A 22,307-nucleotide genomic window follows, 5' to 3' on the forward strand; every position below is an offset into this window, starting at 1 on the left:
GGCAAGTCGAAGGGGGCGGCCAGATAACAACTCGAACTCTCAGTTCATCAGGTACTTCGGCCTGCCCGCCATGCGTGCTCCCGACACCCCAATCCCGGTAGGTGGACGGTAGTCGATCCATCCGTGCAAGAAAATACGGATTGGCGCGTCGCGCCTATTCATGCCTGATAACAACCGGATCGAACAGGACCACCGGCGGATCAAGCGCCGCGTGCGGCCGATGCTCGGATTCAAGTCTCCGCAACCGCCAGCATCATCCTCGTCGGCATCAAAATGGTTCACAAGATGCGCAGGCAACAGGCGAGGTTTGCCTTCAATCCTAATCCGTCGTTGGCCGAGCAGTTCGACATCCTTGCTGCCGCATAGCACGGCCCGCCATCTCAACTGCTTCGGCTCAACGAAAATTTGCAACAGAACCCATCAGCGTCCACGATGGCACGGACGAGGCAATCATCGCTCTCACTGACGATGGGATTGACGAGCTGAGACAAACGCTCGCCCATGCTCGTCGTTCGACCGACGAGTGGAACGACTTCCTTCGACAGCTTTGTCGACGAAGAGCTCATCGCGCGCATCAAAGCAAAATCACCGCGGTAACAATCGGCCGGTTACGGAGAAACATGATCCAAAAACCGAAGCTTTGGGAGCTCAGTTCCTGCCCCGCTTAGTGCCTATTTGTCTGCGCTATTCTGCCATACGCCTGATGAGATTGTCCCACCTGCTGACCGTCCCTAACTTGGCTGTGATCGGAGCCAAAGCCGGCAGTCAACAGGAGTGACCATGAAGAACATTATCAGTGTCGGTGGGGACGGTGGTGGAGACCGTAGACTGGTCATCGTCTCCAACAGGGTTGCGCTGCCCGACGAGCAGGGCTCACTGCCCCCGGGCGGAATGGCCATTGCGCTGAACGCCGCGCTCAAGCGACAAGGCGGCCTCTGGATGGGCTGGTCGGGGAAGGTGAACGCCGAGAAGAACCAGATGTTGACGGTGCAGGAGGCTGCCAACGGCATCACCTATGCCCTTGCCGATCTCTCGCAGAAGGATCTGGACGAATATTACTACGGCTTCGCCAACAGGGTTCTTTGGCCGGTCTTCCACAGCCGTGTCGACCTCGCCGAATATAACGACGCGAGAAAGTCAGGATATTACCGCGTCAACCGACTCTTCGCAGAGTCTTTGATGCCGCTCCGCCGCGAGGACGACGTCATATGGGTGCAGGATTATCACCTGATCCCTCTAGGGAAAGAACTGCGCGAGCGCGGCTGCCGCAACCGGATCGGCTTTTTCCTGCACATACCATGGCCACCGGCGGACATCCTCGCCACCGTGCCGGTCTGCGAAAGCTTGCTGGAAGCGCTTTCGTTCTATGACCTTGTCGGCTTTCAAACCGATGACGATCTTAACAACTTCGCCGAATGTCTACGCCGCCAGGGCGTCGGGCGTCTCATGAAAGACCGTAGCTGCCTAATCCAAGGGCGGGAGTTTCGCTGCGGGGTTTTTCCAATCGGTATCGACACGGCCGAGTTCGAGAGCCTCGCAGAGCAAGCGACGCGCGACGGGGACCTGCAGGAAGTCTACAAGAGGACTGCAGGCTATGACCTCGCCATTGGCGTCGACCGATTGGATTATTCCAAGGGCATCGATCAGCGCATCGTAGCGTTTCGCCATTTCCTTGATCGTAACAGCCATCGCATCCGCAAGACGCTACTGCTGCAGATTACCCCGAAATCCCGCGGGAAATTCCGGCCTATCTGGCGCTGCAAAAGCAATCGTTCCCATGGCCCGCTGGAACTGGCCGGCCTCTACCGAATGGCACGCGTTGGTCTAGTGACGCCGCTCCGCGACGGCATGAATCTGGTGGCGAAGGAATACGTGGCTGCGCAAGACCCAAGGAATCCGGGCGTCCTCGTGCTCTCGCAATTTGCCGGCGCCGCTGGCGAGTTGGAGGGAGCGGTGCGCGTCAATCCCTATGACCGGGAGGCTGTGGCGGCCTCCACGGAAACGGCCTTTCGCATGTCGTTACAGGAAAGGAAAGAGCGTTGGAACGCAATGAAGATCAGTCTTATCGGCCACGATGTCTATCGATGGTGCGACGGCTTTCTAGCCAAGCTCGCGGCGGCGGACTTACCAGTATGAGGCTGACCGCGACCAAGTGAATCAGGCAGCATTCCGGCCTCGCCGAGGCGTGGTTAATGTGCTGTGGTAACCCCGATGGCGATGATTGCAGACCAACTACCCAGTTGGGGCGTAGCCGATTGTGCTGGCACGCGAGGCGAAGACTCGCGGCTGCGGCCACATCATCAAGCCTGTTGAGCCAATCCGCAATAAGGGCTCTCGTCGACGGGTCCGTCGTCGTGCATTCGACTGTCATCGCTTCGCTGATCGAGACCGGGCGTATTGAACATGTCGACCCGGTTGGCGACATCGCTGATGTGCTAAGCAGGCTCGACCTACACCGAAACGCCAGATCTCAAGACGTCAGCCTGAGTACACTCCGTATTAAAACATAGGAAAAACATATGGATGAGCTCTCTTGTAGTCGGCAGATGTCTTCAAAAACGCGTGAGCGGCCACGACTGATCGTCGAGGGCCCTCGCGCCGCACAGCAACAGCAAATGCTGGCATCCATTGACCTGAACTTACTGTTGTCTCTTGAGGCGCTGCTGGAGCACCGTAACGTCACGCATGCGGCTCGGCACGTGCGCTTGAGCCAACCGTCGATGAGCCGAGCGTTGACAAGGCTGCGTGGCATTTTCAATGACGATCTTTTGGTTCGCGGCTCGATCGGCCTGGTCCCGACGCCGCAGGCCGAACGGTTGGCCCAAATGCTGCCGCCGGTGTTGGATGCGCTCCGCGGGATGGTGAACCGCCAGGGGAAATGGCGATCAAAGACGATAATGGCGATGCCCGACCACCAGGCGCTGATCTTGCTGCCGCCTCTCCTACCCCTGCTGCGCGAGCACGCGCCTAATCTCGACATCGTCACCGGCTCGTTTTTAGCCGGCGCGCTCCGGCGGCTTGAGCAAGGCGAGATCGATCTGGCCGTTGGGCAGATCGGTGGCACTCCACCGGGCTTCTTTCGGCGCAGGCTCTATACTGACCGCTTCGCCTGCCTGCTACGCTACGACCACCCAGCCCTCGCGCAGGAATGGACGATGGAGACCTTCGCTGGCCTGCGCCAGGCCGCCATTGCCTCGGATTCCAAGGACGGCTTCGGCCGGGTGCATGATGAACTGGTCACGTTACACCTCCAAGATCGCGATCCGGTGCTGGTTTCCAACCTCCTGACGGCCGCTGTGGCCATCGCGGCGACCGATCTGGTGCTGATTGTACCACACCGCGTCGCGACACGGATCGCCGCCTTGCTCCCCCTAGCGATTGTCGATCCGCCGGTGGAACTGACGCCTTACGAGGTTGGGCTGATTTGGCACGAGCGTTGCCATCGCGACCCAGAGCATCACTGGCTCCGCCACAAGATTGCCGTCGCAGCGTTGGCGGGAACAGAGCCGACGCATGCATCGAAAGTGAGAGGGCAAACGACTGATGCTTCGTCTTGTCCGTCGGGAGGCGACGCTGTGCCAACGCAGTGAAACCGACGCGCCCCGACTTCGAGCGAGCATCTGCTATGAGGATTTTCGGCGATCTGGCCTAACGAGAAGGTATTCACACTTTTAGCCATCTACACAAACCAAGACCATCCTCTTCGATCGCCGATCGGCCGCGTCAAGCCTCTCGCAGGCCAGATTCTCAGGGTGTCTCCGAGGTGCATGCATCCATTCTGACCGCGTATATTGGTTCGGACCCTGTGGCATGTAAATCATTGGCACAAATCGCGAGTTCTCTGCGGCAGATCGAAATCCTTGAGCACCGTCTGTTGCGGCTAGGGCGCTCCGCGCAAATCGTCATCGTCGATTGCCGCGAATCGGAGCAACATAAGCACGGTCATGCGAAGCTCTCTTCCGGACTGGTGCAACTGGCCCTGGTTTCCGAAGACAGGCTGGACCGAAAGGCGATTTTCTCTAACGGGTATTCCGATTACCTGATGTGGCCGCTGATCAAGCAGGAAGTTCTGAGCAGACTTACCGCCTGCGTCGCTCAGATCGCGCGGCATTCTGCCCCGCTATTCTTCTCAGCCGATCCCCTCGTTCAGAAGGCGTGCGATCTGCTGGCGCAGCGGGTCGATCAGCAGATCGCCCTCAGCAAACTGGCGCGCATAGCCGGGACCAATAAGACAACGCTCGTCAACCGCTTCGAGGCTTCCTTTGGCTGCGGGCCTATGACCTGGTTACGGCACTACCGGATGACGGAGGCTGCCGCCCGCTTGCGAAGCGGGCATGAAAGCGTCGCCGAGGTCGCGGAATCCTTTGGCTACGAGAACAGCAACAACTTCTCCACGGCATTCAAGGCGATTCATGGGCTCTCACCGCTCCGCTATCGCAAAATGGTAGCGCGCAGAGAAAAGTCTGTCTGACGCAAAGGTGGGGACCGGAACGAGCTGGTATACAGCCAGTGAGTACACGCAAAGATCATCTGATACTCAAGCGTTTACGCACTCCAGGCACTTTACCGCTTTCACAGCAACGCTCAGAACAGGAAGATAAGCATGTTGAACGCAGTCGCAGCGAATGTTCAAGGACATGAACAGGGCTATTCGGACAAGAACTACGAGGCGGCGTGCGCGTTTTTCTACGCCAAGCCCCTGGTTTTGGCCCAGACAGGTGCTACGCGCCCCAGTGATGAAACGATCGCCAACGATCAAGGAACAGTACAGTTTCACCTCATTGGTCAGAAGACCGAGGACCCGACGTACAGCGGCATCATGAATGAAAATCAGGACAACCTTCTGGCGATAGGAGGACTCATTCACGACTACATGCATACCCATTACCCCAACATTGACTCAAAAAAACTTGACATAAACACCTGGACGAACGTTGTAGGAAACATTCCTGATCTTTCGATCGGAGGGCAAAAACAGAAATGTTACTCAAACAAGTTTGTTGGCACCTCTGTTTCAGCCAAGTTCCTCTCCTTGATCGCGAAGGCGATCGTCACCGACGGGGTGTCTCTGCTAACAGATTTCAAGTCCTTCCTGACGGAGATGGGCAACCTGACCTTCAGTGCCAACAGCAAGGCGCAGCAGTATAAGGCTCTGACATGCACCTATCAAAGCTACCTTCTCGATAACGGGGCAGGCGGATATTATGACTACGGAGCAATCGTTCTGCGCCAAATCGAGTTCAAAGAGTACTTCCTTGAACTGAACTCCTCTTGCTCGTCGACACAGTACGTCAACGTTGACATAAACTACAACGAGGTCACCAGCCTCGTTCAGACTCGCCGGATCCGCAAAAGCGGCCCCGATTACAAAAACTTCCAGGAGATCGTGAATAAGAACTCCACCAAGCAGTTTACGAACGCCAAGAACTTCTTTAACGGCGGCTCGACGCCGCAACAAGATATCACGCCCCAGGTCTGATCCTCTGGCTTTTGGTCGCGAAAGCAGCGCACCCAACCCACGGCGTGGATTCGACGAATCCTGCCGGCTTTATAGATGCAATAAGGAGCAGTCCGGAAATCCTTTGTGAACTGGCGATGCTCTGTCCGCGGTGCCGGCGAACTCCGGCCCCGCTTCCATAAGAAAGCAACCATGAACCCATTCGAGAAAACAAGTGCGGGCCTTTTCCTGGTGGTCGGCCCGCCGAGCAGCGGACCGCTCGAAGCGGAGAGGATTTGCTCTGCCTTGATTCAGAAGCTATCCGAAGGCCCCACTCTGAATTTGGATGCTAGTACGTGGCAGAACGCCATGCAAATGGTACCGAACCAGGTGGAAACCGCCACGACTTCGATGACGCTGAACCGCACGATGGCCGTTGCGGAATTACCCGATGCCTTTGCTTCAATTTGCGCGAATGCTGCCGACGGCGCCAAAGCGGCGTTCGATCTGGCGAAGCCAATCAGTATTTATCTGAGCAAATACGACGAACCGACTGCATTCAATTGCCTCATCCTGGATCAATCCGACTCCGCGGAAATCCATTTATCTTTAACCTGCCTTGCTGTTTTCGACCGTGGAAGCCTTGGCAGTTTCGCCCTCACCTCCACTTTGCTGAAGGCGTCCCTGAACCTGTCAAACAAGCATACGCAGTCCACTATCGCGCAGGTTTTCGGCCGCTTCGGGCCGCCGAGTGACTCACCGTACTACCTGCGCGTCTTGCCCTGATCCCTATGCCAGACTCCACATTCAGCTAGCCGCCTTGATGCACGGCGATCGGCTTTCGGCGGCCTGCATCGGCGATCTGGCCTGAGACGCCATCGTCGGCGTGCGCGGTACTGGGTCCAGGACGTAAGGCGTCGGGAGCCAGCGCTGTTTGCACATTGGCGATTGCTGTATCGGGCAACGGCTGGACGGTAGGAGCCGGATGAGTGGAGACGCTCACGTCCGGATCTGTGAGAGCCTGGGGGTGAAATTCCCCCAGGCCACTCGACTCGTGGTGCGCATCAACGGTCAGAAATGCTGGTTGTGGAGAGCGGTTGATCAGGACGGATATGTGCTCGACGAGATTGCCCAGACGCGTCGCAACACCAAGGCCGCCAGGCGCCTGCTGACGCGACTTCTGAAGAAGCAGGGTCTGCCGCCAAAGCGTATGATCACCGACAAACTGCGCTCCTACGGGGCGGCCAAACGCCAGCTCATGCCGAACTTGGAACACCGCTCGCATAAAGGCTTAACAACCGGGCGGAGAATTCTCACCTGCCGTTCCGAAAACGGGAACGAACGCGACAGGGTTTCCGGTCGGTCGGCTCATTGCAGCATTTCGTGTCGATCTTCTCCGCCGTCCGAAATCTCTTCGTCCCATCCCAGACCAACCGCTCCGCAGCACAAATTCGAACCCATCGACGCCAGGCAATGGCCGCGTGGGAAGCCGTGAGTGCACGGCCTGCCTGAAAAGCGCGGTGTCGGCCTCACGCGGCCACATTTCAAACAACGTGACAACGCCAGCGCATGTTCTGCAAGCTCGAGAATTGGCGTCGCATCGCAACACGATACGATCGCCATGCACAGAACTACCTCTCAGCCCTTGCCCTCGCTAACAAAAAGACCCGGCACAATCTGGAGGGATTGGGTGCCGGGTCTTTAAGGTCACAATCGATTGGGCAGTTGTAGTGACGCTTCTTGGCTACGCCCCGCATGATTAACGAGCGATTAACTGCGGGCATATTCCTCAGCTTCTATTGGGCGACAAGGCGTCCAGATGGTCGTCCTGGTGACCGGGAATAACCGGTACGTCCCCGACAGCGTGCCGGTGTCGATTCTCGGGTGCCTTTTTGCGTTCATGGATGATTTGATTCGCCGTTTTCGGTGTCAGTCAAGAGGACGCGCGATGCTGGCCTCGACCTGTTCAATTCGCTGGTGACCTTGGTCACCTCTAGAAATCGAAAAGCTCTCCAAGCATCGACTTTTTCTTTCTGTGGTTGGAATAGGAGTGATCGCGATCACCGCGTGATCCATCACGCTGTGTCTCCTCCCGGAAGCGCGGTTCTTCGGCATATCGTGACGGGGCTTCAATTGCGGCGGAGCGTTCGATGATTTTGTCGAGTTCGCCTCGGTCAAGCCAGACACCCCGGCATTTTGGGCAGTAGTCCACCTCAATCCCCTGGCGTTCGGACATCACGAGCGCGACATCATCGATCGGACATTTCATGTTCTGCTCCTCGGTTACTAAATACCACGTCCTAGATGGGGCCCCCGGCGATTGCGTTCAAGCGATCCGATCCTTCATTCGAAACATGGAGCAGAACCTTTTCGTTCAGAAGGAAGGCCAGCTTGTCCTTATCAGTTCCCAAATACGGACTTCGGAGCGCTAATCCACGAGCTGGGCCATCAGTTGCGCCGTTCTGCCTCCGGCGTGAAACTGAGCTCTTGCTTCATAGCGGAAAGTGCGGGCCAATAGCCCTCATGGAACCAAACCAGCCCGCGCCAGAACAAAGGGAAATAGTCGAAGCAATGTGCCGCTCGAAGGGGCTCCGGATCACAGGGCCACGACGGATCATCATCAGCGTCATTTCCGAAACGACGGATTATCCCGATATGGTGGAGTTGCACCGGACGCATCCAGGCAGTAAACAGGCGCACCTCTCTTTCCACGGGCCGGCCTCGCTGGTCTCCTTCTGCGGGTCGGCCTTGATTTGCCACCCGAACGACATCTCCTCCAATTCGCAGCCGAGTGTTTCTGCAAGGGGTGTCGCGGGCCGACAGCGTGAAGTCGTGAAGAGCCCCGCAAATGACAGCACCTGTCCATCCGCCAATCGAACATCGGCTTCGCCTTCCAGCCGCGCAATCAGCCGTTCCTCGATCTTCAGGCCGCGGTTGGCGAAGTTCTGCCCGCTCGCCGTTGCCGGGGCTCAGCGCGCCGTTGGTCATCAGAGTCACGTCTCCCCACTCCGGTAGAAACAGGGCCTGGTGCAAAGAACCGGCTCCGGTGGCGATGACGCCAAGCCTGCCCTGCTCGAGTTCGTAGCCGTAGCAGTAGGGGCATTGGAAAACGCTTCTACCCCATCGCTCCGCCAGCCCTTCCACGTCCGGCAGCGCATCGGAAACGCCGGTGGCAAAGAGGAGACGGTTGCCCTCGGCCACGTTCCCGTCGGCCAGCGTCACTTTGAAGGCATCGCGTGTTCCCTCTGCCCTTTCGGCCGTTCTGTCGATCCAGCTCAACGTCCCGTATCTCGACAACTGCTCGCGTGCACGATTGGCGATCTCAGCGGGATCGGCACCGTCCTGCGTCAGGAAGCCATGCGAGTGGCTGGCGAAGCGGTTGCGACGCTGCCCGGCATCGATGATGAGGACCTGGCGCCGCGCCCGGAGCAACTGCAGGGCGGCGGCCATTCCGGCGTAGCCGCCCCCGATGATGATCACTCCAAAACGCATCAACTGGATCCTTTCAGTCCGGGAGTGCTCGATTCCGGTCGCTGACAGCCCCGGCGACATCCTCCCTCATTACCTCTGCGATGGACCGGTGGATGCGGATCGTCTCGATCTTCTTGCCCGGCCGCATGATCCCGATGACGGTCTCTATGTCGGGACAATCATCATCGCGGCAGGCGAGCTCGGTGATCGACACGACGACAGCATCGTCCAGCTTACAAAGCTCGCGCACCCAGACCTTGATCTGCCGAGTCTTTTCCGGAAGCGCCCGGCGCGGCGCGAACGGGTTCGCGAAACGATTCATTCTTGTTGTGGCTCCGCGATCCGCAAAGGTTCCGTCGCCTCCGGCTTGGAGGCGACGGAATCCGACCATGAATGCGTTGAGGGCTTATACGCTCAGCGCGGTGACGTGATCCGGTTCGGCCCGGCACTTCAGGAAGCCGTCCTCAATAATGTCCTTCGGCAGGTTGCGGCCGATGAAGACGAGACGGCTGACGCGCTGCTCATTGTCCTTCCAGGGGCGCTGGTGATCGCCTTCGAGCAGCATGTGAACGGCCTGAACCACGAAGCGATCGTCATCGTCCTTGAAGGAGAGGATACCCTTCACGCGCAGGATATCCATGCCGAAGCGCTGCGTGATCATCTGCACCCAGGGCAGGAATTTTTTCGGGTCGAGCGGCTGCTCGGTGACAAGCGAGAAGCTCGTGACATGATCATCATGGTCATGATCGTGGTCTCCCTCCAGGAAGTCCGGCTCGAATTCCAGAACGCGGTCCAAGTCGAAGGCTCCGCGGTTGAGCACCTGGTCGAGCGGCACGTCGCAGCGCGTGGACTGCCTGATCGTCGCCGTCGGGTTGATCTTGCGGATGCGCGCCTCGACGGCGGCCAGTTCCTCGACCGTCACCAGATCGGTCTTGTTGAGGATCACGATGTCGGCGAAGGCAAGCTGTTCCTGCGCCTCATGGGCCTGGTCGATCTCGCCCAGCAGATGCTTGGCGTCGACCACGGTAACAATAGCGTCCAGCTTCGTCTTCTGGCGCACCTCTTCGTCGACGAAGAAGGTCTGTGCGACCGGTGCCGGGTCGGCGAGGCCAGTCGTCTCGATGAGGATGGCGTCGAAGCGATCCTTGCGCCGCATCAGCCCCTCGATGATGCGGATCAGGTCACCGCGTACGGTGCAGCAGATGCAGCCATTGTTCATCTCGAACACTTCTTCGTCGGCATCGACGATGAGGTCATTGTCGATGCCGACTTCACCGAACTCGTTGACGATCACGGCGTATTTCTTGCCGTGCTGTTCGGAGAGGATGCGGTTCAAGAGCGTCGTCTTGCCGGCGCCGAGATAACCGGTGAGCACGGTGACGGGTGTTTGTTCAGCAGGTTGGGCGGACATGATCGTCTCCTGGATGTTTCTTTGGTCAACCAGTCAGGGCGCGCGCCAACTGGGTCGCCCCTGATCTGAAGGTTTCTGCAACAGCCGAGGCGAGTTGCCTCAGCGCCCGTCCTGCCTTGATCGGCTTGCCGTCAAGGGCGGCTTCAAAGAGCTGCCGCACCGGCTCCGGGTCGATGCCGTCGGTGATGAAGACGAGGCGGGTGTGGCGATCTGCGCTCGGCCAGCCGTCGAGGATTGCCGGCGGGTAGACGACGTGCTGGACCGCATGAATGACGCGGGGGCGTTGCGGCTCATCGCGGTCGTGTAGAAGACCCTTGACCCTGAGCAGTCGAGGTCGCGCGGACATCGACAGCAGGCCAAGAAACGTCTGGAATGCGTCTCGTCCGATCGGCGACTCACGGGTGATCGCAAAGGTGCGGATTCGTCCCCCGCGGCGCGCGAAGGGGGATGCTCCCGGCTTGGCGGTCCCATTCGAACCGTGACCGCCATCACCGCGGATGGCTTCCTCGAGCGCCAGCCAGCCGATCACGTCGTCGCCGAGCGATGCGGGTGCATAAACGCGTCGCTGAAACAGCTCGGCGGGATCGAATCCGGACTGGTGGGAGTTGTCGATCGGCGCAGCGGGATTGAGCGCAGCCAGCCGTGCCCTGAGGCTCTCGATATCCCGAAGCGAGGCCGGATCGCTCGCCAGATCGGACTTGGTCAGGACGATGCGGTCGGCGAAAGCGATCTGCTTGGCGGCCTCAAAATGGTTTTCGATCGATAGTTCGCCCGTGACGATGTCGAAGAGGGTGACGACGCCCGCCAGCTCGAAATTTCGCTCGACAACGAAATTTCGCGCGACAAGATGATCGCGCAGACCAAAGGCCGGGGAGCCGCCCGGCATGAGCTGGTTCACCAGGGGCGCCGGATCGGCGAGCCCCGTGGTTTCGACGATGACGCGGTCAAAGGAGATCTCGCCGGCGCCCGCCAACACGTGGAGTTCGTGCAGGGTCGAGCGAATATCGCTGCCGATCGTGCAGCAGAGGCATCCTGTCGTCGTGCGGGCAACCTGCGTTTCGCCGACGCGCACGAGGTCGTGGTCGAGCGCGACGTCGCCGAACTCGTTAATGATGACAGCCGTGTCGCAAAAGGCCGGATCGGCGAGCAGCCGATCCAGAAGAGTCGATTTTCCGGCGCCAAGAAAGCCGGTCAACACGAAGACCGGTATCTTATCCATGGGCGCAGGTTTCGCACAGGCCCGACAACTCGACGGCAGCGGCCTTCGCGCGAAAGCCTTCCCTCCTGGCAAGCCGGCGCAACACGCGCTCCAGCGCATGATCGCGGAACTCCTCGGCCCGGCCGCACTTCGTGCAGATCGCAAAGATCGCATGATCGTCCGTGCCGCACTCGGCGCGTGTGCAGAGCGCGAAAGCGCTGAGGCTCTCGATCTTGTGGGCGGCGCCGTCTTCGATGAGTTGTTCCAGGGCGCGATAGACCTGGAGCGGAGAGCGCAACCCGTCCTCACGCAGAAGCTCGAGGAGTTCGTACGCGCTCATCGGCTTTTGTGCTTGCTCCAAAGCCTCGCGCACGAGCTGGCGATTCCGTCCGTGTCGGCGGTTCGTGGCTGCTGCGGGGGGATGTGACGATAGCGTTCATGGCGTGATGGTATAACGTTTTGATTGACGAACGTAATAACATAACATACTCGACCGTCAAGAGCAGGAGCCGCATCGGCTTCCGTTGGGAGGTACGAATGTCTGCATGCGTGACCTTTGAAGACCTGACGCTGGGCTACAACAGCCATCCGGCGGTTCATCACCTGGATGGGGTGGTCGCCAAGGGGTCGCTGACTGCGGTGGTTGGTGCGAACGGATCCGGCAAGTCGACTTTGATGAAGGGAATCGTCGGTGTCCTGAAGCCGATGGCCGGCGCCTGCACCGTCACGCAGGGCGTGAAGGTCGCCTATCTGCCGCAGCTGTCGGAACTGGACCGGTCGTTTCCGGCCCGCGTCGTCGATCTGGTCTCGCTTGGCCTGTGGCCTCGGCGCGGTCTTCTCGGCCGCTATCGCCCCGAGGACCGTGAAGCGGTCGCAAAAGCGCTTTCGGCCGTCGGGATGGAGGGCTTCGAGAAGCGGCCGATCGACACGCTGTCGGGCGGCCAGTTGCAGCGGGCGTTGTTCGCGCGGGTACTGGTGCAGGATGCGGATCTCATCCTGCTCGATGAGCCCTTCAACGCCATCGACGCAAGAACCGTCGCCGACCTGATCGACCTCATCAAGCGCTGGCACGGAGAACAGCGCACGATCATGGTGGTCGTCCACGATTTCGATGTCGTGCGGCAGCACTTTCGCGAAGCCTTGCTCTTGGCCCGCCGTCCGGTGGCATGGGGCGAGGCCCGAAAGACGCTCGCGCCAGAGAATCTGTTGCGCGCGCGGCAGTTCCACGAGGCATGGGATGAAGATGCGCCATGGTGCCCGCCCGAGGAGCATGTTCACAGCGACGCACATGCCCACGATCATCGTCCTGCGGACGGACTGGCGCACCACGGGCCACTCGAGCAGCCGGCGCAAGCGAGCAATGCCGGTCACAGGGGCGCAGCCTGATGCTCCTTCTCTACGAATACCTGATTGCGCCTTTCGTCGAGTTCGCCTTCATGCAGCGGGCGCTGCTCGGCGCGCTGCTGCTCTCTGTCAGCGCCTGCCCGGTTGGCGTGTTCCTGATGCTGCGCCGGATGAGTCTGACAGGCGATGCGATGGCCCATGCGATCCTGCCCGGCGCCGCCACCGGTTTCCTGCTCTACGGCCTGCAGATCATCCCGATGACACTGGGCGGACTGGCTGCCGGCGTGGTCGTGGCTCTGGGGGCCGGCGCCGTATCTCGTCTGACCATCCAGAAGGAAGACGCCTCTCTTGCCGCCTTCTACCTGATCTCGCTGGCGCTCGGCGTGCTGATTGTGTCGCTGCGCGGCTCCAATGTCGATCTCATGCACGTGCTGTTCGGCACTGTACTGGCCTTAAACAACGATGCCCTGAGCCTGATCGGCACGATCACCATTGTGACCTTGGCGGCACTTGCGATCTTCTGGCGCGGTCTGATCGCGGAATGCCTCGATCCGCTGTTCCTGCGCTCGGTGTCGCGGCTTGGCCCGCCGGTCCACTTCATCGTCCTCGGGCTGGTCGTGCTCAACCTCGTCGGCGGCTTCCAGGCGCTTGGCACGCTGTTGTCGGTCGGCTTGATGATGCTGCCGGCCGCGGCCGCGCGCTTCTGGACTTCACGCGTCGAGCCGATGTGCCTGTTGGCAGTCGCGATCGGCGTGGCCTCCTGCATCTCCGGCCTACTCCTTTCCTATCACGCCTCGCTACCCTCAGGCCCGGCCATCATCCTGTCGGCCGGCGTGGTCTACCTGCTTTCCATCATAGCCGGCACGCGCGGCGTTCTCGCCACGCGCGTCCGTCACGCTTCTCACCGTACCGCCTGAACAGAAGGAGACGATCAAATGTCCAGAATGCTGAAGCTTGCCGCCGCCGTGAGCGTCATATCATTGTTTCCCGCCGCCCTTGCCACCGCCTCGGCCGAGAACCTGAAGGTCGTCGCCAGCTTCTCGATCATCGCCGACTTCGCCAAAAATGTCGGCGGCGATCGCGTGACGATCACCACGCTCGTCGGGCCGAACGGCGATGCCCACGTCTATGAACCGAAGCCCGCCGACGCGGCTGCGGTCGGCGCGGCTGACGTTGTGCTCGTCAACGGTCTGCAGTTTGAAGGCTTCCTCCAGCGACTCGTCGAGGCGAGCGGTACCAAGGCGCCGATCGTGGAACTGACGAAAGGTGGCGAGGTTCTGAAGAATGCCGAGGAGGAGCATCACGACGATGAAGCCGCTGAAGGCGAGCAGAAGCACGAGGAAGCCGAATCGGGACGCGATCAGCACGCCGAGGAGGGCCACGAGCACGCGAGCGAAGAAGGTCACCATCACCATGGTGAGTTCGACCCGCATGCCTGGCAGTCGGTTCACAATGCCGAAGTCTATGTGAAAAACATCGCCGACGCATTCTGCGCCGCAGATGCCGCCGGCTGCGACGCCTACAAGGCGAACGCCGAGGCTTATGGCGAGAAGCTTGAGGCGCTGGAGGGTGAGATCAAGGCGGTCGTGGCAGAAATCCCCGAAGACAAGCGCGTCATCATCACCTCGCACGACGCGTTCGGCTATTTCGAACACGAGTACGGACTGAAGTTCCTCGCTCCAGAGGGTGTCTCCACGGAATCGGATGCTTCGGCGGCGGACGTTGCTGCTCTGATCAAGCAAATCATGGAAGACAAGGCTTCGGCAATCTTCGTGGAAAACATCAGCAATCCGCGTCTCGTCGAGCAGATAGCCAGCGAGACGGGCCTGAAAGTGGGCGGTGAACTCTATTCCGATGCGCTGTCGGACGAGAGCGGACCGGCTGCAACCTACATCGACATGATGAAGCACAACGTCAGCACGATCAAAGGCGCCATTCTCGGGAGCTGAGCATCCAGGGCGTCACCGAAGAGGCGGAGCAATCCGCCTTTTCTTTCGGTTTGCTACGTTATGTAATAACATTAAGGAGAGAGACATGAATATAAGACTTGCTTGCGCCGCGCCGTAGCTTTGTTCCTTTCGCTGCCGGCAGGTGCTGCTTTTGCCGACGAAGTGACGGCCTGGCGTCTTTTCGTCACGGACCGCGAACAGCCGAAGGTGACCGTCATAGATGCCGTTAAGGGCGAGACGCTCGACACGTTCACGGTCAAGGCGCCGGCATCGCTGTACCGCAGTAATAGAGGCCGCACCGTATTCGCGGTGCAGGGCGATGCCGGCGCGGTTACGGCCATCGCAAGCGGCATTTCCTTCGACGACCACGGCGATCATGGCGACATCGACGTCGAGGCGCCGAAGCTTACCGGCACCGAGATCGCGGGCCAAAAACCTTCGCACTTTGTCGAACACGACGGCGAGTTCGCGGCTTTTTCGACGGGGAAGGTGTCGCTCGCATCATCTCGGAGAAAGCGGTGCTGGAAGGGAAGTCGGACTTTCACGAAATCAAGACGGACGCGCCGCAGCACGGCGTCGCAGTCGCCTATGGCTCCCATGTCCTTCTATCGGAGCCGAACAAGGAGAAGCCCGACGAACTCCCGGTCGGCATCAGGACCGTTGACGAGGCCGGCGCCCAGGTCGGCGACATCGCCGCGTGCCCCGATCTTCACGGCGAGGCGTCTTCCGGCAACATTCTGGCCTTCGCCTGCACAACGGGCCTGCTGATCGTCGCGAATGGAGACGGCGGGCCGGAGATCCGGCATGTGCCTTATGCGGACAACCTGCCGGACGGCAAATCGACCACGTTGATTGGCGGCCGGGGACTGCAATATTTCCTCGGCAACTACGGCCCCGACAAGGTCGTTCTGATCGATCCGACAGCCGACAGAGACGCCTTCCGCCTGATCGAGTTGCCGACCCGGCGCGTGCACTTTGCTGTCGATTCGGTGCGGCCGAAGTTCGCCTATGTTTTCACGGAGGACGGCCAGCTTCACCAGCTCGATATCATCGCCGCCAAGATCGCCAATACGCTCAGGCTGACCGACCCCTATTCGATGGACGGCCACTGGAACGATCCGCGGCCGCGCATCGCCGTGGCAGGGGACAACATCGTCGTGACCGACCCGCTGGGAGGCAAGCTCCATCTCGTTTCGGCGGGATCGTTCACCAGGACCGGCGAGATCGCCGTGGAGGGCAAGCCCTTCAACATCGTGGCCGTCGGCGGAAGCGGCAAGGTCCACGATCAAGCAGCTGAGAAAGATCACGCACATAGCCACGATCCGGCGGTCCAACAGATCTACAAGGGCTACTTTGAGGACGACCAGATCAAACAGCGCGCCCTTTCGGATTGGGCCGGGGATTGGCAGTCGGTCTATCCCTACCTGAAGGATGGAACGCTCGATCCAGTCATGGCTCATAATGCGGAGAGCGGCGACCAGAGCGCGGACGAGTACCGCGCCTATTACGAGATCGGCTATCGGACCAACGTCGAGCGGATCACGATCGATGGCGACACCGTGGCCTTCTTCGAGGGCGGGAAGCCGCTTGAGGCCCGCTACGCCAGCGACGGCTATGAGATCCTGACCTACAAGAAGGGCAATCGTGGCGTGCGCTTCATCTTCAAGAAGACCGAGGGCGACGCCGCCGCGCCGCAATACATTCAGTTCAGCGACCACAAGATCGCGCCCGAGGCAGCCGACCACTACCACCTCTACTGGGGCAATGATCGCGCCGCCTTGCTGGAGGAAGTGACGAACTGGCCGACCTACTATCCGTCGTCCCTGCATGCGGAGGAAATCGTGCGCGAGATGATGGCGCACTGACCGCAGGCATCCGCCTGCATCGTCCGCGCCCAGCCGCACAGGCCGGGCGCCCCCTGCGCACGTCCGCACGACCAGAGGCTCGCCATGCTTGACACAGCCACATCCTCGAACCGCCTGCCCGTCACCGTGCTTTCCGGCTTCCTCGGCGCCGGCAAGACCACGCTTCTCAACCATGTGCTCAACAACCGCGAGGGACGCCGCGTTGCTGTCATCGTCAACGACATGAGCGAGGTGAACATCGACGCTTCCCTCGTGCGTGACGGCGGTGCAAACCTCTCGCGCACCGACGAAAAGCTGGTCGAGATGACCAATGGCTGCATCTGCTGCACGCTTCGTGACGACCTCTTGAAGGAGGTTCGCCAGCTCTCGCAGGAAGGCCGCTTCGACTATCTGCTGATCGAGGGCACGGGTATCGCCGAGCCCCTGCCCGTCGCCACCACCTTCGATTTCCGCGACGAAAATGGCGAAAGCCTGTCTGACGTCGCGCGCCTCGACACGATGGTCACAGTCGTCGATGCCGCCAACCTCCTGAAGGACTATTCCTCCCGGGATTTCCTGCGCGACCGCGGCGAAACAGCAGGCGATGGCGACGACCGCGCCCTGGTCGACCTGCTGGTCGAGCAGATCGAGTTCGCCAACGTCGTCGTGATGAACAAGGTGTCGGCCGCCTCGCCGCACGATCTCGATCTGGCGCGAAAGATCGTCCGCTCGCTCAATCCCGATGCAGAACTGATCGAGGTCGATTTTGCGCAGGTGCCGCTGGACAAGGTTCTCAACACCGGCCGCTTCGACTTCACGAAGGCCGAGCAGCACCCGCTCTGGTTCAAGGAGTTGAACGGTTTCAAGGACCACGTGCCCGAGACGGAGGAATACGGCATCCGTTCCTTCGTCTACCGCGAGCGGCGGCCCTTCGACCCGATGAAGCTCAAGGACTTCACCGACAGATCGTGGCCCGGCGTCGTGCGAACGAAAGGTTTCTTCTGGCTGGCCACGCGGCCCCACTATGTCGGCGAGATCAGCCAGGCTGGCGCGCTCATCCGCACCGGCAAGCGAGGGCTGTGGTGGGCTTCCGTGCCAAAGGATCAATGGCCGGATCATCCCGAATGGAAGGCCGCGATGAAGCCCTATCTCGATCCGATCTGGGGCGACCGCCGGCAGGAGATCGTCTTCATCGGCTGCGATCCGATGAACGAGGCGGCCCTGCGGGCCGAACTCGATGCCTGTCTTGTGCCCGAACTCGACTTCACTCCTGGTCGCTGGCGCGATCTGCCTGACCCGTTTCCCAGCTGGGAGAAACAGGTCGCATGAGCGTTGAAATGCCGGCCGGGTTTCACGCTGAAACTATTGGGAACGCAGTCCGCTGCTTGGCTGCCAGTCTGAGGGGGGACCGACAGCCTCGCCCTTGTACTTACCTGAAAATCCGTGGACCTGCATCCGCCTTTCTCGGCCATCTGCATCCCAACTGCCTTCTGCCTCTGATCAATGGTTCCTGGCGGTTTGTTAGTGGCGAAAGATAACACTTATAAAGAATTACCTGACACTGTCATCTTGTGCGCTGCGCCTTATCAGGGTGATTTCACCAGGAATGCTACAGGGTATTTAGGCACACGTATTGGCGGTTAACGTGCTGCATCTCCAGAACAATATTCTCGAAATGATCGCCAGGGGCGAAACGCTCGAAGCGACGACGGACCGTCTTTGCCACCAGATCGAGAAACTGTTGCCGGACGTCAGATGTTCCGTTCTGCGCGTTGACGGTAACGGCTTGCTGCATCCCCTCTCAGGTTCCAGCTTGCCGAATGAATATATGGCTCTTCTCGAAGGCCTGATGATCGGCCCGCTGGTGGGCTCCTGCGGCAGTGCGGCCTATCTCGGAAAAGCCGTGGCTGCGAAGGACATCGCGACCGACCCGCGTTGGGTCAGCTTCAAGGAGCCAGTCCTGGCGCTGGGCCTGAAGGCCTGCTGGTCGAGCCCGATCTGCGATGCAGAGGGCGCTGTGCTCGGCACCTTTGCCCTGTACTTTCCGGAGAAACGCGGCCCCACCCCTCGCGAGGAGAAGGTTGTCGCCTCTTGTACCTCTCTGTGCGCCATCGCGCTTGAGCGTCACCGGCGGGTCGTCGAGCGAGAGCACGGCGCCTATATCGATGCCCTCACCAACCTGCCGAACCGGGCGAGTTTGGACGTCGCCCTGGAGCGGCTGTCCTTTGGCCAACCGAGCGCCTGGGCGGTCCTGATCATCGACCTCGACAACCTGAAGACCATCAACGACACCTTCGGCCATGCCGCCGGCGATGCTTTGCTACAGGCGGTGGGATCACGTCTCGCCGAAAGCGTAGCGCCTGACCGTGTGTTTCGCATGGGCGGCGACGAGTTCGTCGTAATCCTTCAGCGAGCCGGAGCGCCCGCTGGCATCGAGATCACGGCGCGTCATATTCTCGGCACTCTGGCTGTGCCCGCCAACTGCGACGGGCACATGATCCTGGCACAGGCCACCATCGGCGGCGCAGTGCTGTCGGCGGGGGACGTCGATGCGAAAAGCGTGCGCCAAAATGCCGATTTCGCGCTCTACCACGCCAAGGAAACTTCGCGAGGTGGCTTCGTGCTGTACTCGCCGGGAATCGGCAGCACAATCAAGACCCGGATCGAGGTGATCCGCGATGTTGACGCGGCTTTGCGCGAAGGCCGGATCGACGCGTTCTATCAGCCGATCCTGCGGCTCCACACCCGCGAGATCATCGGCATGGAGGCCCTCTGCCGCCTTCGCAAGCCGGATGGAGAGATCGTTTCCGCCGCCGCTTTTCACCAGGCGACCTCCGATGTCAGCGTCGCCTCGAATCTGACGGAACGCATGATGGCGATCGTCGCAGCGGACGCGCGCTCGTGGCTGGATCAAGGTATTCCGTTGCAGCATGTCGGTATCAACATTACCTCAGCCGATTTTCATAGCGGCACGCTTTACGCGCGTCTCGAAGCCGCGTTCGGCCGCGAGAACGTTCCGTTGAAGCACATCATTCTGGAGGTCACGGAGTCGGTCTATCTCGGGCAGCGTGATCCCCTCGTCGCTCGGGAAATCAAGGCGCTGCGCGCCCATGGCCTGCGCGTCGCGCTCGATGATTTCGGAACCGGTTTCGCTTCGCTCACGCATCTGCTGACGGTGCCGGTCGATATCATCAAGATCGACAAATCCTTCATTGACCGCCTTGTCCAGGGAGATCCGAGCCTGGCGATCGTCGAGGGCTTGATCGGCATCGCCCGCAAACTCGACCTCCAGGTGATCGCCGAAGGAATCGAGAACGAAGCCCAGGCCGGTTTACTTGCGGAGATCGGATGCCCGCTGGGTCAGGGGTATTTGTTTTCGCAAGCGGTACCACGTCAAATAGCGAAAGGCCTTTTGAAGCGGTTCGGGCGACCACCTGCTGGGGAGACTAGGATGGCGGGCGGGATAGCGAACCCAATCGATCTAATCGCCTGACAGAAATCTCACCTGGGGAGGCTTGAACGGCCGATAAAGAATGCTGCGGCGCCCGCAGAAAAGAGCCAGAAGGGAACAATTATGCGCCTGCCATCCGCGTCACAGCTCATTCGCAAGGCTTTCGGTCGCCCCGGGTCCGGGCAGTCATCGGCAGGCCTGGCTATCCGTTCGGACATTCATCCGGAAGAAACGGATTTCCGGATGCTCACTGAGAACAGCGGTGACGTCATCATGCAACTCGGGCCGGACACGAAGGCACGCTACGTTTCACCGTCATGCACCCGGCTTCTGGGATGGCTCCCGGAGGAAATGGTTGGGCATGGTCCGGAAATGTTCGTCCCGCCGGAGCATCTTCAAAACATCGCTGCGGCAGCCGCGCTCTTGCTTGCCGGCGCAGATGAAGGCGAGCCGCTTGCGATCGAGATCCGGCGCAAGGATGGGAAAACTGTCTGGGTGGAGAGCAAGGCGCGCATCGTCCGTGATCCGCTAACTGGCGTTCCAGGCGACTTCGTGCTGATCATGAGAGATATCACAGAACGCAAACGGCTCGAAGAACAACTCCGCTCGCTTGCGATGACGGACGGACTGACCGGTCTGGGCAACCGCCGAGCCTTCGACGAGACCTTGGACAGGGAATGGCGACGCACCGTTCGCAGCGCTGGACAGATGTCCTTGCTGTTGCTCGATATCGATCGATTCAAAGGCTTCAACGACAAATACGGTCATCAGGTGGGCGATGATTGTCTTCGTGCCGTCGCTGCCGCTATAAGAGACGTGCTTCATCGTCCCGGGGATCTGGCGTCACGATACGGCGGGGAAGAGCTCGCCGTCATCTTGCCTGATACCGACAGCGAGGGAGCACTTGAAATAGCGGAACGGCTGAGGCTGGCAATAGAAAACCTCGGGCTGCCTCATGGCGACAATCCGGAAGGCGGCGGACGCGTCACAGTCAGCATTGGTTCAGCGACCGCACTGTCACGATCGGGCGGGACAATCAGGATGCCGGAAGGCCTGCTTCTCGCCGCCGACACCGCCCTTTACAAGGCCAAGCACAAAGGCCGAAACCGCGTCGAAGCCGCACTGCTCCTCGCATCGGAAGGTCCCGACGCGGCCTGATCAAAGGACGTTACAGCCTCGCGCACCGACTCAGCCAGACGGTCCCGATTTCGTTGGTCTGGGCCATACACACGCATTGAGCGCGGGGGTTTTCGGCCATGAGCCATCACCTCGACTACGCTGAGTGTTCTTCTGGCGGACCCTTGAACGGGTTCAGTAGGCGGCCACCGCGGCCAGCGAAATCATCAGGTTGCGCGTAACAAGGATGAGGTCGTGAACACGAGCTTAGTTTAGCCCAATAGCTTCTGCGACCGGGTCTGCCGCACTACACGCCGGGTAGCTTCATCTTTTTTCCGGATGGCTGAGGTCAGCTCATCATAGTCGACGCCGCGCTTCTTCAGCGCCCTGCGCGCATCGTCAATCTCGAAGCCCAGCAACTCGAATACGGTCATATTGAGCTTGGAAGCGATGCGCTCGATTGTCTTCAGGGTTGGATTTCCGATGCCGCGCAGCATCGTGTAGTAGGTCCCTCGCGCCAACCCCGTCTTGGAGAGGAAGGCCTCCATCCCACCATTCTGGATCTCAAGCTGCTGGAGGTGCAGCGCCAGCATTTCATTGAGGATGGAATGATCGACCGGCTGGGGCTTGCGGACGCGCGACATGAATGGACGAACTCCAGAGAGGCACCTGCCGCCTGCGGAGACCATCAATGCCGCAATGCGATTATATTGTATAGTGAATGTTCTCAGAATGCCGCACGGCGCGTTGGATCAAACCTCCTGGCTTACATCGAACTCCGGGGACCAGGACTGCGGCGGTTTGCGGGCGTGCAACCGGACTAGCCGCCACGCGCTATTCGTTGAAAGGTTTGTCTCAATAAGGTTGCCTCTCAGTTGCCTTCGTCGTCGCCCCCGACGACCCGTTTCTGCCCCGAAATATGAGCGGCTGTTGAACCAACAGGCTTCCTACTCGTTTGCGCAGATGGAAGATAGCCAACCTAGATTTAGCTGCGTTCCTGAGCAGTCTGGTAACGGACGGTATGGGACGACATCGCTGGTGCGCCTGCGATGTTGGGAGGAAAAAATGCTTATCGGCTGCGCGCGC

General features: G+C 60.1%; 17 protein-coding genes and 5 pseudogenes. 15 read left to right on the forward strand and 7 right to left on the reverse strand.

From position 1 onward, the window contains the following. Positions 1 to 127 precede the first annotated feature (127 nt). From HB778_RS35170 to HB778_RS35200, 7 genes and pseudogenes are all read left to right on the forward strand, one after another. A pseudogene (locus HB778_RS35170) lies at positions 128 to 366 on the forward strand (DDE-type integrase/transposase/recombinase); the annotation flags it as partial. A 414-nt stretch (positions 367 to 780) separates the two neighbouring features. After that, positions 781 to 2,136, forward strand: coding sequence for an alpha,alpha-trehalose-phosphate synthase (UDP-forming) (locus tag HB778_RS35175; RefSeq protein ID WP_183465462.1), 1,356 nt, complete (start codon positions 781 to 783; stop codon positions 2,134 to 2,136). 410 nt (positions 2,137 to 2,546) lie between these two features. Continuing rightward, positions 2,547 to 3,590, forward strand: coding sequence for a LysR family transcriptional regulator (locus tag HB778_RS35180; RefSeq protein WP_244662078.1), 1,044 nt, complete (start codon positions 2,547 to 2,549; stop codon positions 3,588 to 3,590). 230 nt (positions 3,591 to 3,820) lie between these two features. Further along, complete coding sequence (locus HB778_RS35185) at positions 3,821 to 4,471, forward strand: helix-turn-helix domain-containing protein (RefSeq protein WP_244662069.1); 651 nt, start codon at positions 3,821 to 3,823, stop codon at positions 4,469 to 4,471. Positions 4,472 to 4,603: 132 nt separating this feature from the next. Continuing rightward, positions 4,604 to 5,479, forward strand: coding sequence for a hypothetical protein (locus HB778_RS35190; protein WP_183465465.1), 876 nt, complete (start codon positions 4,604 to 4,606; stop codon positions 5,477 to 5,479). A 171-nt stretch (positions 5,480 to 5,650) separates the two neighbouring features. Further along, on the forward strand, positions 5,651 to 6,223 hold the full coding sequence (locus HB778_RS35195) for a glutamate acetyltransferase (RefSeq protein ID WP_183465466.1): 573 nt from the start codon (positions 5,651 to 5,653) through the stop codon (positions 6,221 to 6,223). Positions 6,224 to 6,488: 265 nt separating this feature from the next. Beyond that, positions 6,489 to 6,949, forward strand: a pseudogene (locus tag HB778_RS35200) (IS6 family transposase); the annotation flags it as partial. A 481-nt stretch (positions 6,950 to 7,430) separates the two neighbouring features. On the opposite strand, the gene HB778_RS35205 reads toward HB778_RS35200, so the two are convergent. From HB778_RS35205 to HB778_RS35230, 6 genes and pseudogenes are all read right to left on the reverse strand, one after another. Continuing rightward, positions 7,431 to 7,706, reverse strand: a complete 276-nt coding sequence (locus tag HB778_RS35205) for a zf-TFIIB domain-containing protein (protein ID WP_183465467.1) — start codon at positions 7,704 to 7,706, stop codon at positions 7,431 to 7,433. Positions 7,707 to 7,885: 179 nt separating this feature from the next. Further along, positions 7,886 to 8,929, reverse strand: a complete 1,044-nt coding sequence (locus HB778_RS35210) for an NAD(P)/FAD-dependent oxidoreductase (protein WP_348524773.1) — start codon at positions 8,927 to 8,929, stop codon at positions 7,886 to 7,888. A 13-nt stretch (positions 8,930 to 8,942) separates the two neighbouring features. Further along, positions 8,943 to 9,230, reverse strand: coding sequence for a nitrate reductase (locus tag HB778_RS35215; RefSeq protein ID WP_183465468.1), 288 nt, complete (start codon positions 9,228 to 9,230; stop codon positions 8,943 to 8,945). 84 nt (positions 9,231 to 9,314) lie between these two features. Beyond that, a complete protein-coding gene (locus tag HB778_RS35220) occupies positions 9,315 to 10,319 on the reverse strand; it encodes a CobW family GTP-binding protein (RefSeq protein WP_183465469.1) in 1,005 nt (334 codons plus the stop codon). 25 nt (positions 10,320 to 10,344) lie between these two features. After that, positions 10,345 to 11,538 (reverse strand): CobW family GTP-binding protein, encoded by a 1,194-nt coding sequence (locus tag HB778_RS35225; RefSeq protein WP_183465470.1) that lies wholly within the window; start codon positions 11,536 to 11,538, stop codon positions 10,345 to 10,347. Further along, positions 11,531 to 11,902 (reverse strand): annotated as a pseudogene (locus HB778_RS35230) (Fur family transcriptional regulator); the annotation flags it as partial. The gene HB778_RS35225 and the pseudogene HB778_RS35230, both read right to left, overlap by 8 nt. A gap of 152 nt (positions 11,903 to 12,054) precedes the next feature. Between HB778_RS35230 and aztA the strand changes: the two are divergent. The 8 genes and pseudogenes from aztA to HB778_RS35265 all read left to right on the forward strand — a co-directional run bounded on the left by aztA (position 12,055) and on the right by HB778_RS35265 (position 21,263). Then, the gene (gene aztA, locus HB778_RS35235) at positions 12,055 to 12,903 is read left to right on the forward strand and encodes a zinc ABC transporter ATP-binding protein AztA (RefSeq protein WP_183465472.1); all 849 of its coding nucleotides are present in this window, start codon (positions 12,055 to 12,057) and stop codon (positions 12,901 to 12,903) included. After that, complete coding sequence (gene aztB, locus HB778_RS35240) at positions 12,903 to 13,778, forward strand: zinc ABC transporter permease AztB (RefSeq protein ID WP_183465473.1); 876 nt, start codon at positions 12,903 to 12,905, stop codon at positions 13,776 to 13,778. The genes aztA and aztB overlap by 1 nt, the downstream gene beginning before the upstream one ends. Positions 13,779 to 13,943: 165 nt before the next feature. Beyond that, complete coding sequence (locus HB778_RS35245; RefSeq protein WP_244662070.1) at positions 13,944 to 14,810, forward strand: metal ABC transporter solute-binding protein, Zn/Mn family; 867 nt, start codon at positions 13,944 to 13,946, stop codon at positions 14,808 to 14,810. A 102-nt stretch (positions 14,811 to 14,912) separates the two neighbouring features. Beyond that, positions 14,913 to 16,123: pseudogene (gene aztD, locus HB778_RS43615) on the forward strand (zinc metallochaperone AztD); the annotation flags it as partial. A gap of 12 nt (positions 16,124 to 16,135) precedes the next feature. After that, positions 16,136 to 16,675: pseudogene (locus HB778_RS42105) on the forward strand (metal-binding protein ZinT); the annotation flags it as partial. A gap of 84 nt (positions 16,676 to 16,759) precedes the next feature. Then, positions 16,760 to 17,983: a zinc metallochaperone GTPase ZigA gene (gene zigA, locus HB778_RS35255; protein WP_183465475.1), complete on the forward strand. Its 1,224-nt coding sequence runs from the start codon at positions 16,760 to 16,762 to the stop codon at positions 17,981 to 17,983. 346 nt (positions 17,984 to 18,329) lie between these two features. Next, on the forward strand, positions 18,330 to 20,147 hold the full coding sequence (locus HB778_RS35260) for a sensor domain-containing phosphodiesterase (protein WP_183465494.1): 1,818 nt from the start codon (positions 18,330 to 18,332) through the stop codon (positions 20,145 to 20,147). Between the two features lie 81 nt (positions 20,148 to 20,228). Further along, on the forward strand, positions 20,229 to 21,263 hold the full coding sequence (locus HB778_RS35265) for a sensor domain-containing diguanylate cyclase (RefSeq protein ID WP_183465476.1): 1,035 nt from the start codon (positions 20,229 to 20,231) through the stop codon (positions 21,261 to 21,263). A 230-nt stretch (positions 21,264 to 21,493) separates the two neighbouring features. Here HB778_RS35265 and HB778_RS35270 read toward each other — a convergent pair whose 3' ends face one another. Further along, the gene (locus HB778_RS35270) at positions 21,494 to 21,865 is read right to left on the reverse strand and encodes an XRE family transcriptional regulator (protein ID WP_183465477.1); all 372 of its coding nucleotides are present in this window, start codon (positions 21,863 to 21,865) and stop codon (positions 21,494 to 21,496) included. Between the last annotated feature and the right edge of the window lie 442 nt (positions 21,866 to 22,307).

This window comes from Mesorhizobium huakuii (assembly GCF_014189455.1).
Taxonomy (GTDB): domain Bacteria; phylum Pseudomonadota; class Alphaproteobacteria; order Rhizobiales; family Rhizobiaceae; genus Mesorhizobium; species Mesorhizobium huakuii_A.

Excerpts from the sequence above, each read along its gene's own strand:
- aztA (WP_183465472.1), top strand. The coding sequence starts at position 12,055 with ATGTCTGCATGCGTGACCTTTGAAGACCTGACGCTGGGCTACAACAGC.
- HB778_RS35265 (WP_183465476.1), top strand. The coding sequence starts at position 20,229 with ATGCGCCTGCCATCCGCGTCACAGCTCATTCGCAAGGCTTTCGGTCGC.
- HB778_RS35195 (WP_183465466.1), top strand. The coding sequence starts at position 5,651 with ATGAACCCATTCGAGAAAACAAGTGCGGGCCTTTTCCTGGTGGTCGGC.
- HB778_RS35210 (WP_348524773.1), bottom strand. The coding sequence starts at position 8,929 with ATGCGTTTTGGAGTGATCATCATCGGGGGCGGCTACGCCGGAATGGCC.
- HB778_RS35180 (WP_244662078.1), top strand. The coding sequence starts at position 2,547 with ATGTCTTCAAAAACGCGTGAGCGGCCACGACTGATCGTCGAGGGCCCT.
- HB778_RS35270 (WP_183465477.1), bottom strand. The coding sequence starts at position 21,865 with ATGTCGCGCGTCCGCAAGCCCCAGCCGGTCGATCATTCCATCCTCAAT.
- HB778_RS35260 (WP_183465494.1), top strand. The coding sequence starts at position 18,330 with ATGATCGCCAGGGGCGAAACGCTCGAAGCGACGACGGACCGTCTTTGC.
- HB778_RS35175 (WP_183465462.1), top strand. The coding sequence starts at position 781 with ATGAAGAACATTATCAGTGTCGGTGGGGACGGTGGTGGAGACCGTAGA.
- HB778_RS35225 (WP_183465470.1), bottom strand. The coding sequence starts at position 11,538 with ATGGATAAGATACCGGTCTTCGTGTTGACCGGCTTTCTTGGCGCCGGA.
- aztB (WP_183465473.1), top strand. The coding sequence starts at position 12,903 with ATGCTCCTTCTCTACGAATACCTGATTGCGCCTTTCGTCGAGTTCGCC.
- HB778_RS35205 (WP_183465467.1), bottom strand. The coding sequence starts at position 7,706 with ATGAAATGTCCGATCGATGATGTCGCGCTCGTGATGTCCGAACGCCAG.
- HB778_RS35190 (WP_183465465.1), top strand. The coding sequence starts at position 4,604 with ATGTTGAACGCAGTCGCAGCGAATGTTCAAGGACATGAACAGGGCTAT.
- HB778_RS35220 (WP_183465469.1), bottom strand. The coding sequence starts at position 10,319 with ATGTCCGCCCAACCTGCTGAACAAACACCCGTCACCGTGCTCACCGGT.
- zigA (WP_183465475.1), top strand. The coding sequence starts at position 16,760 with ATGCTTGACACAGCCACATCCTCGAACCGCCTGCCCGTCACCGTGCTT.
- HB778_RS35215 (WP_183465468.1), bottom strand. The coding sequence starts at position 9,230 with ATGAATCGTTTCGCGAACCCGTTCGCGCCGCGCCGGGCGCTTCCGGAA.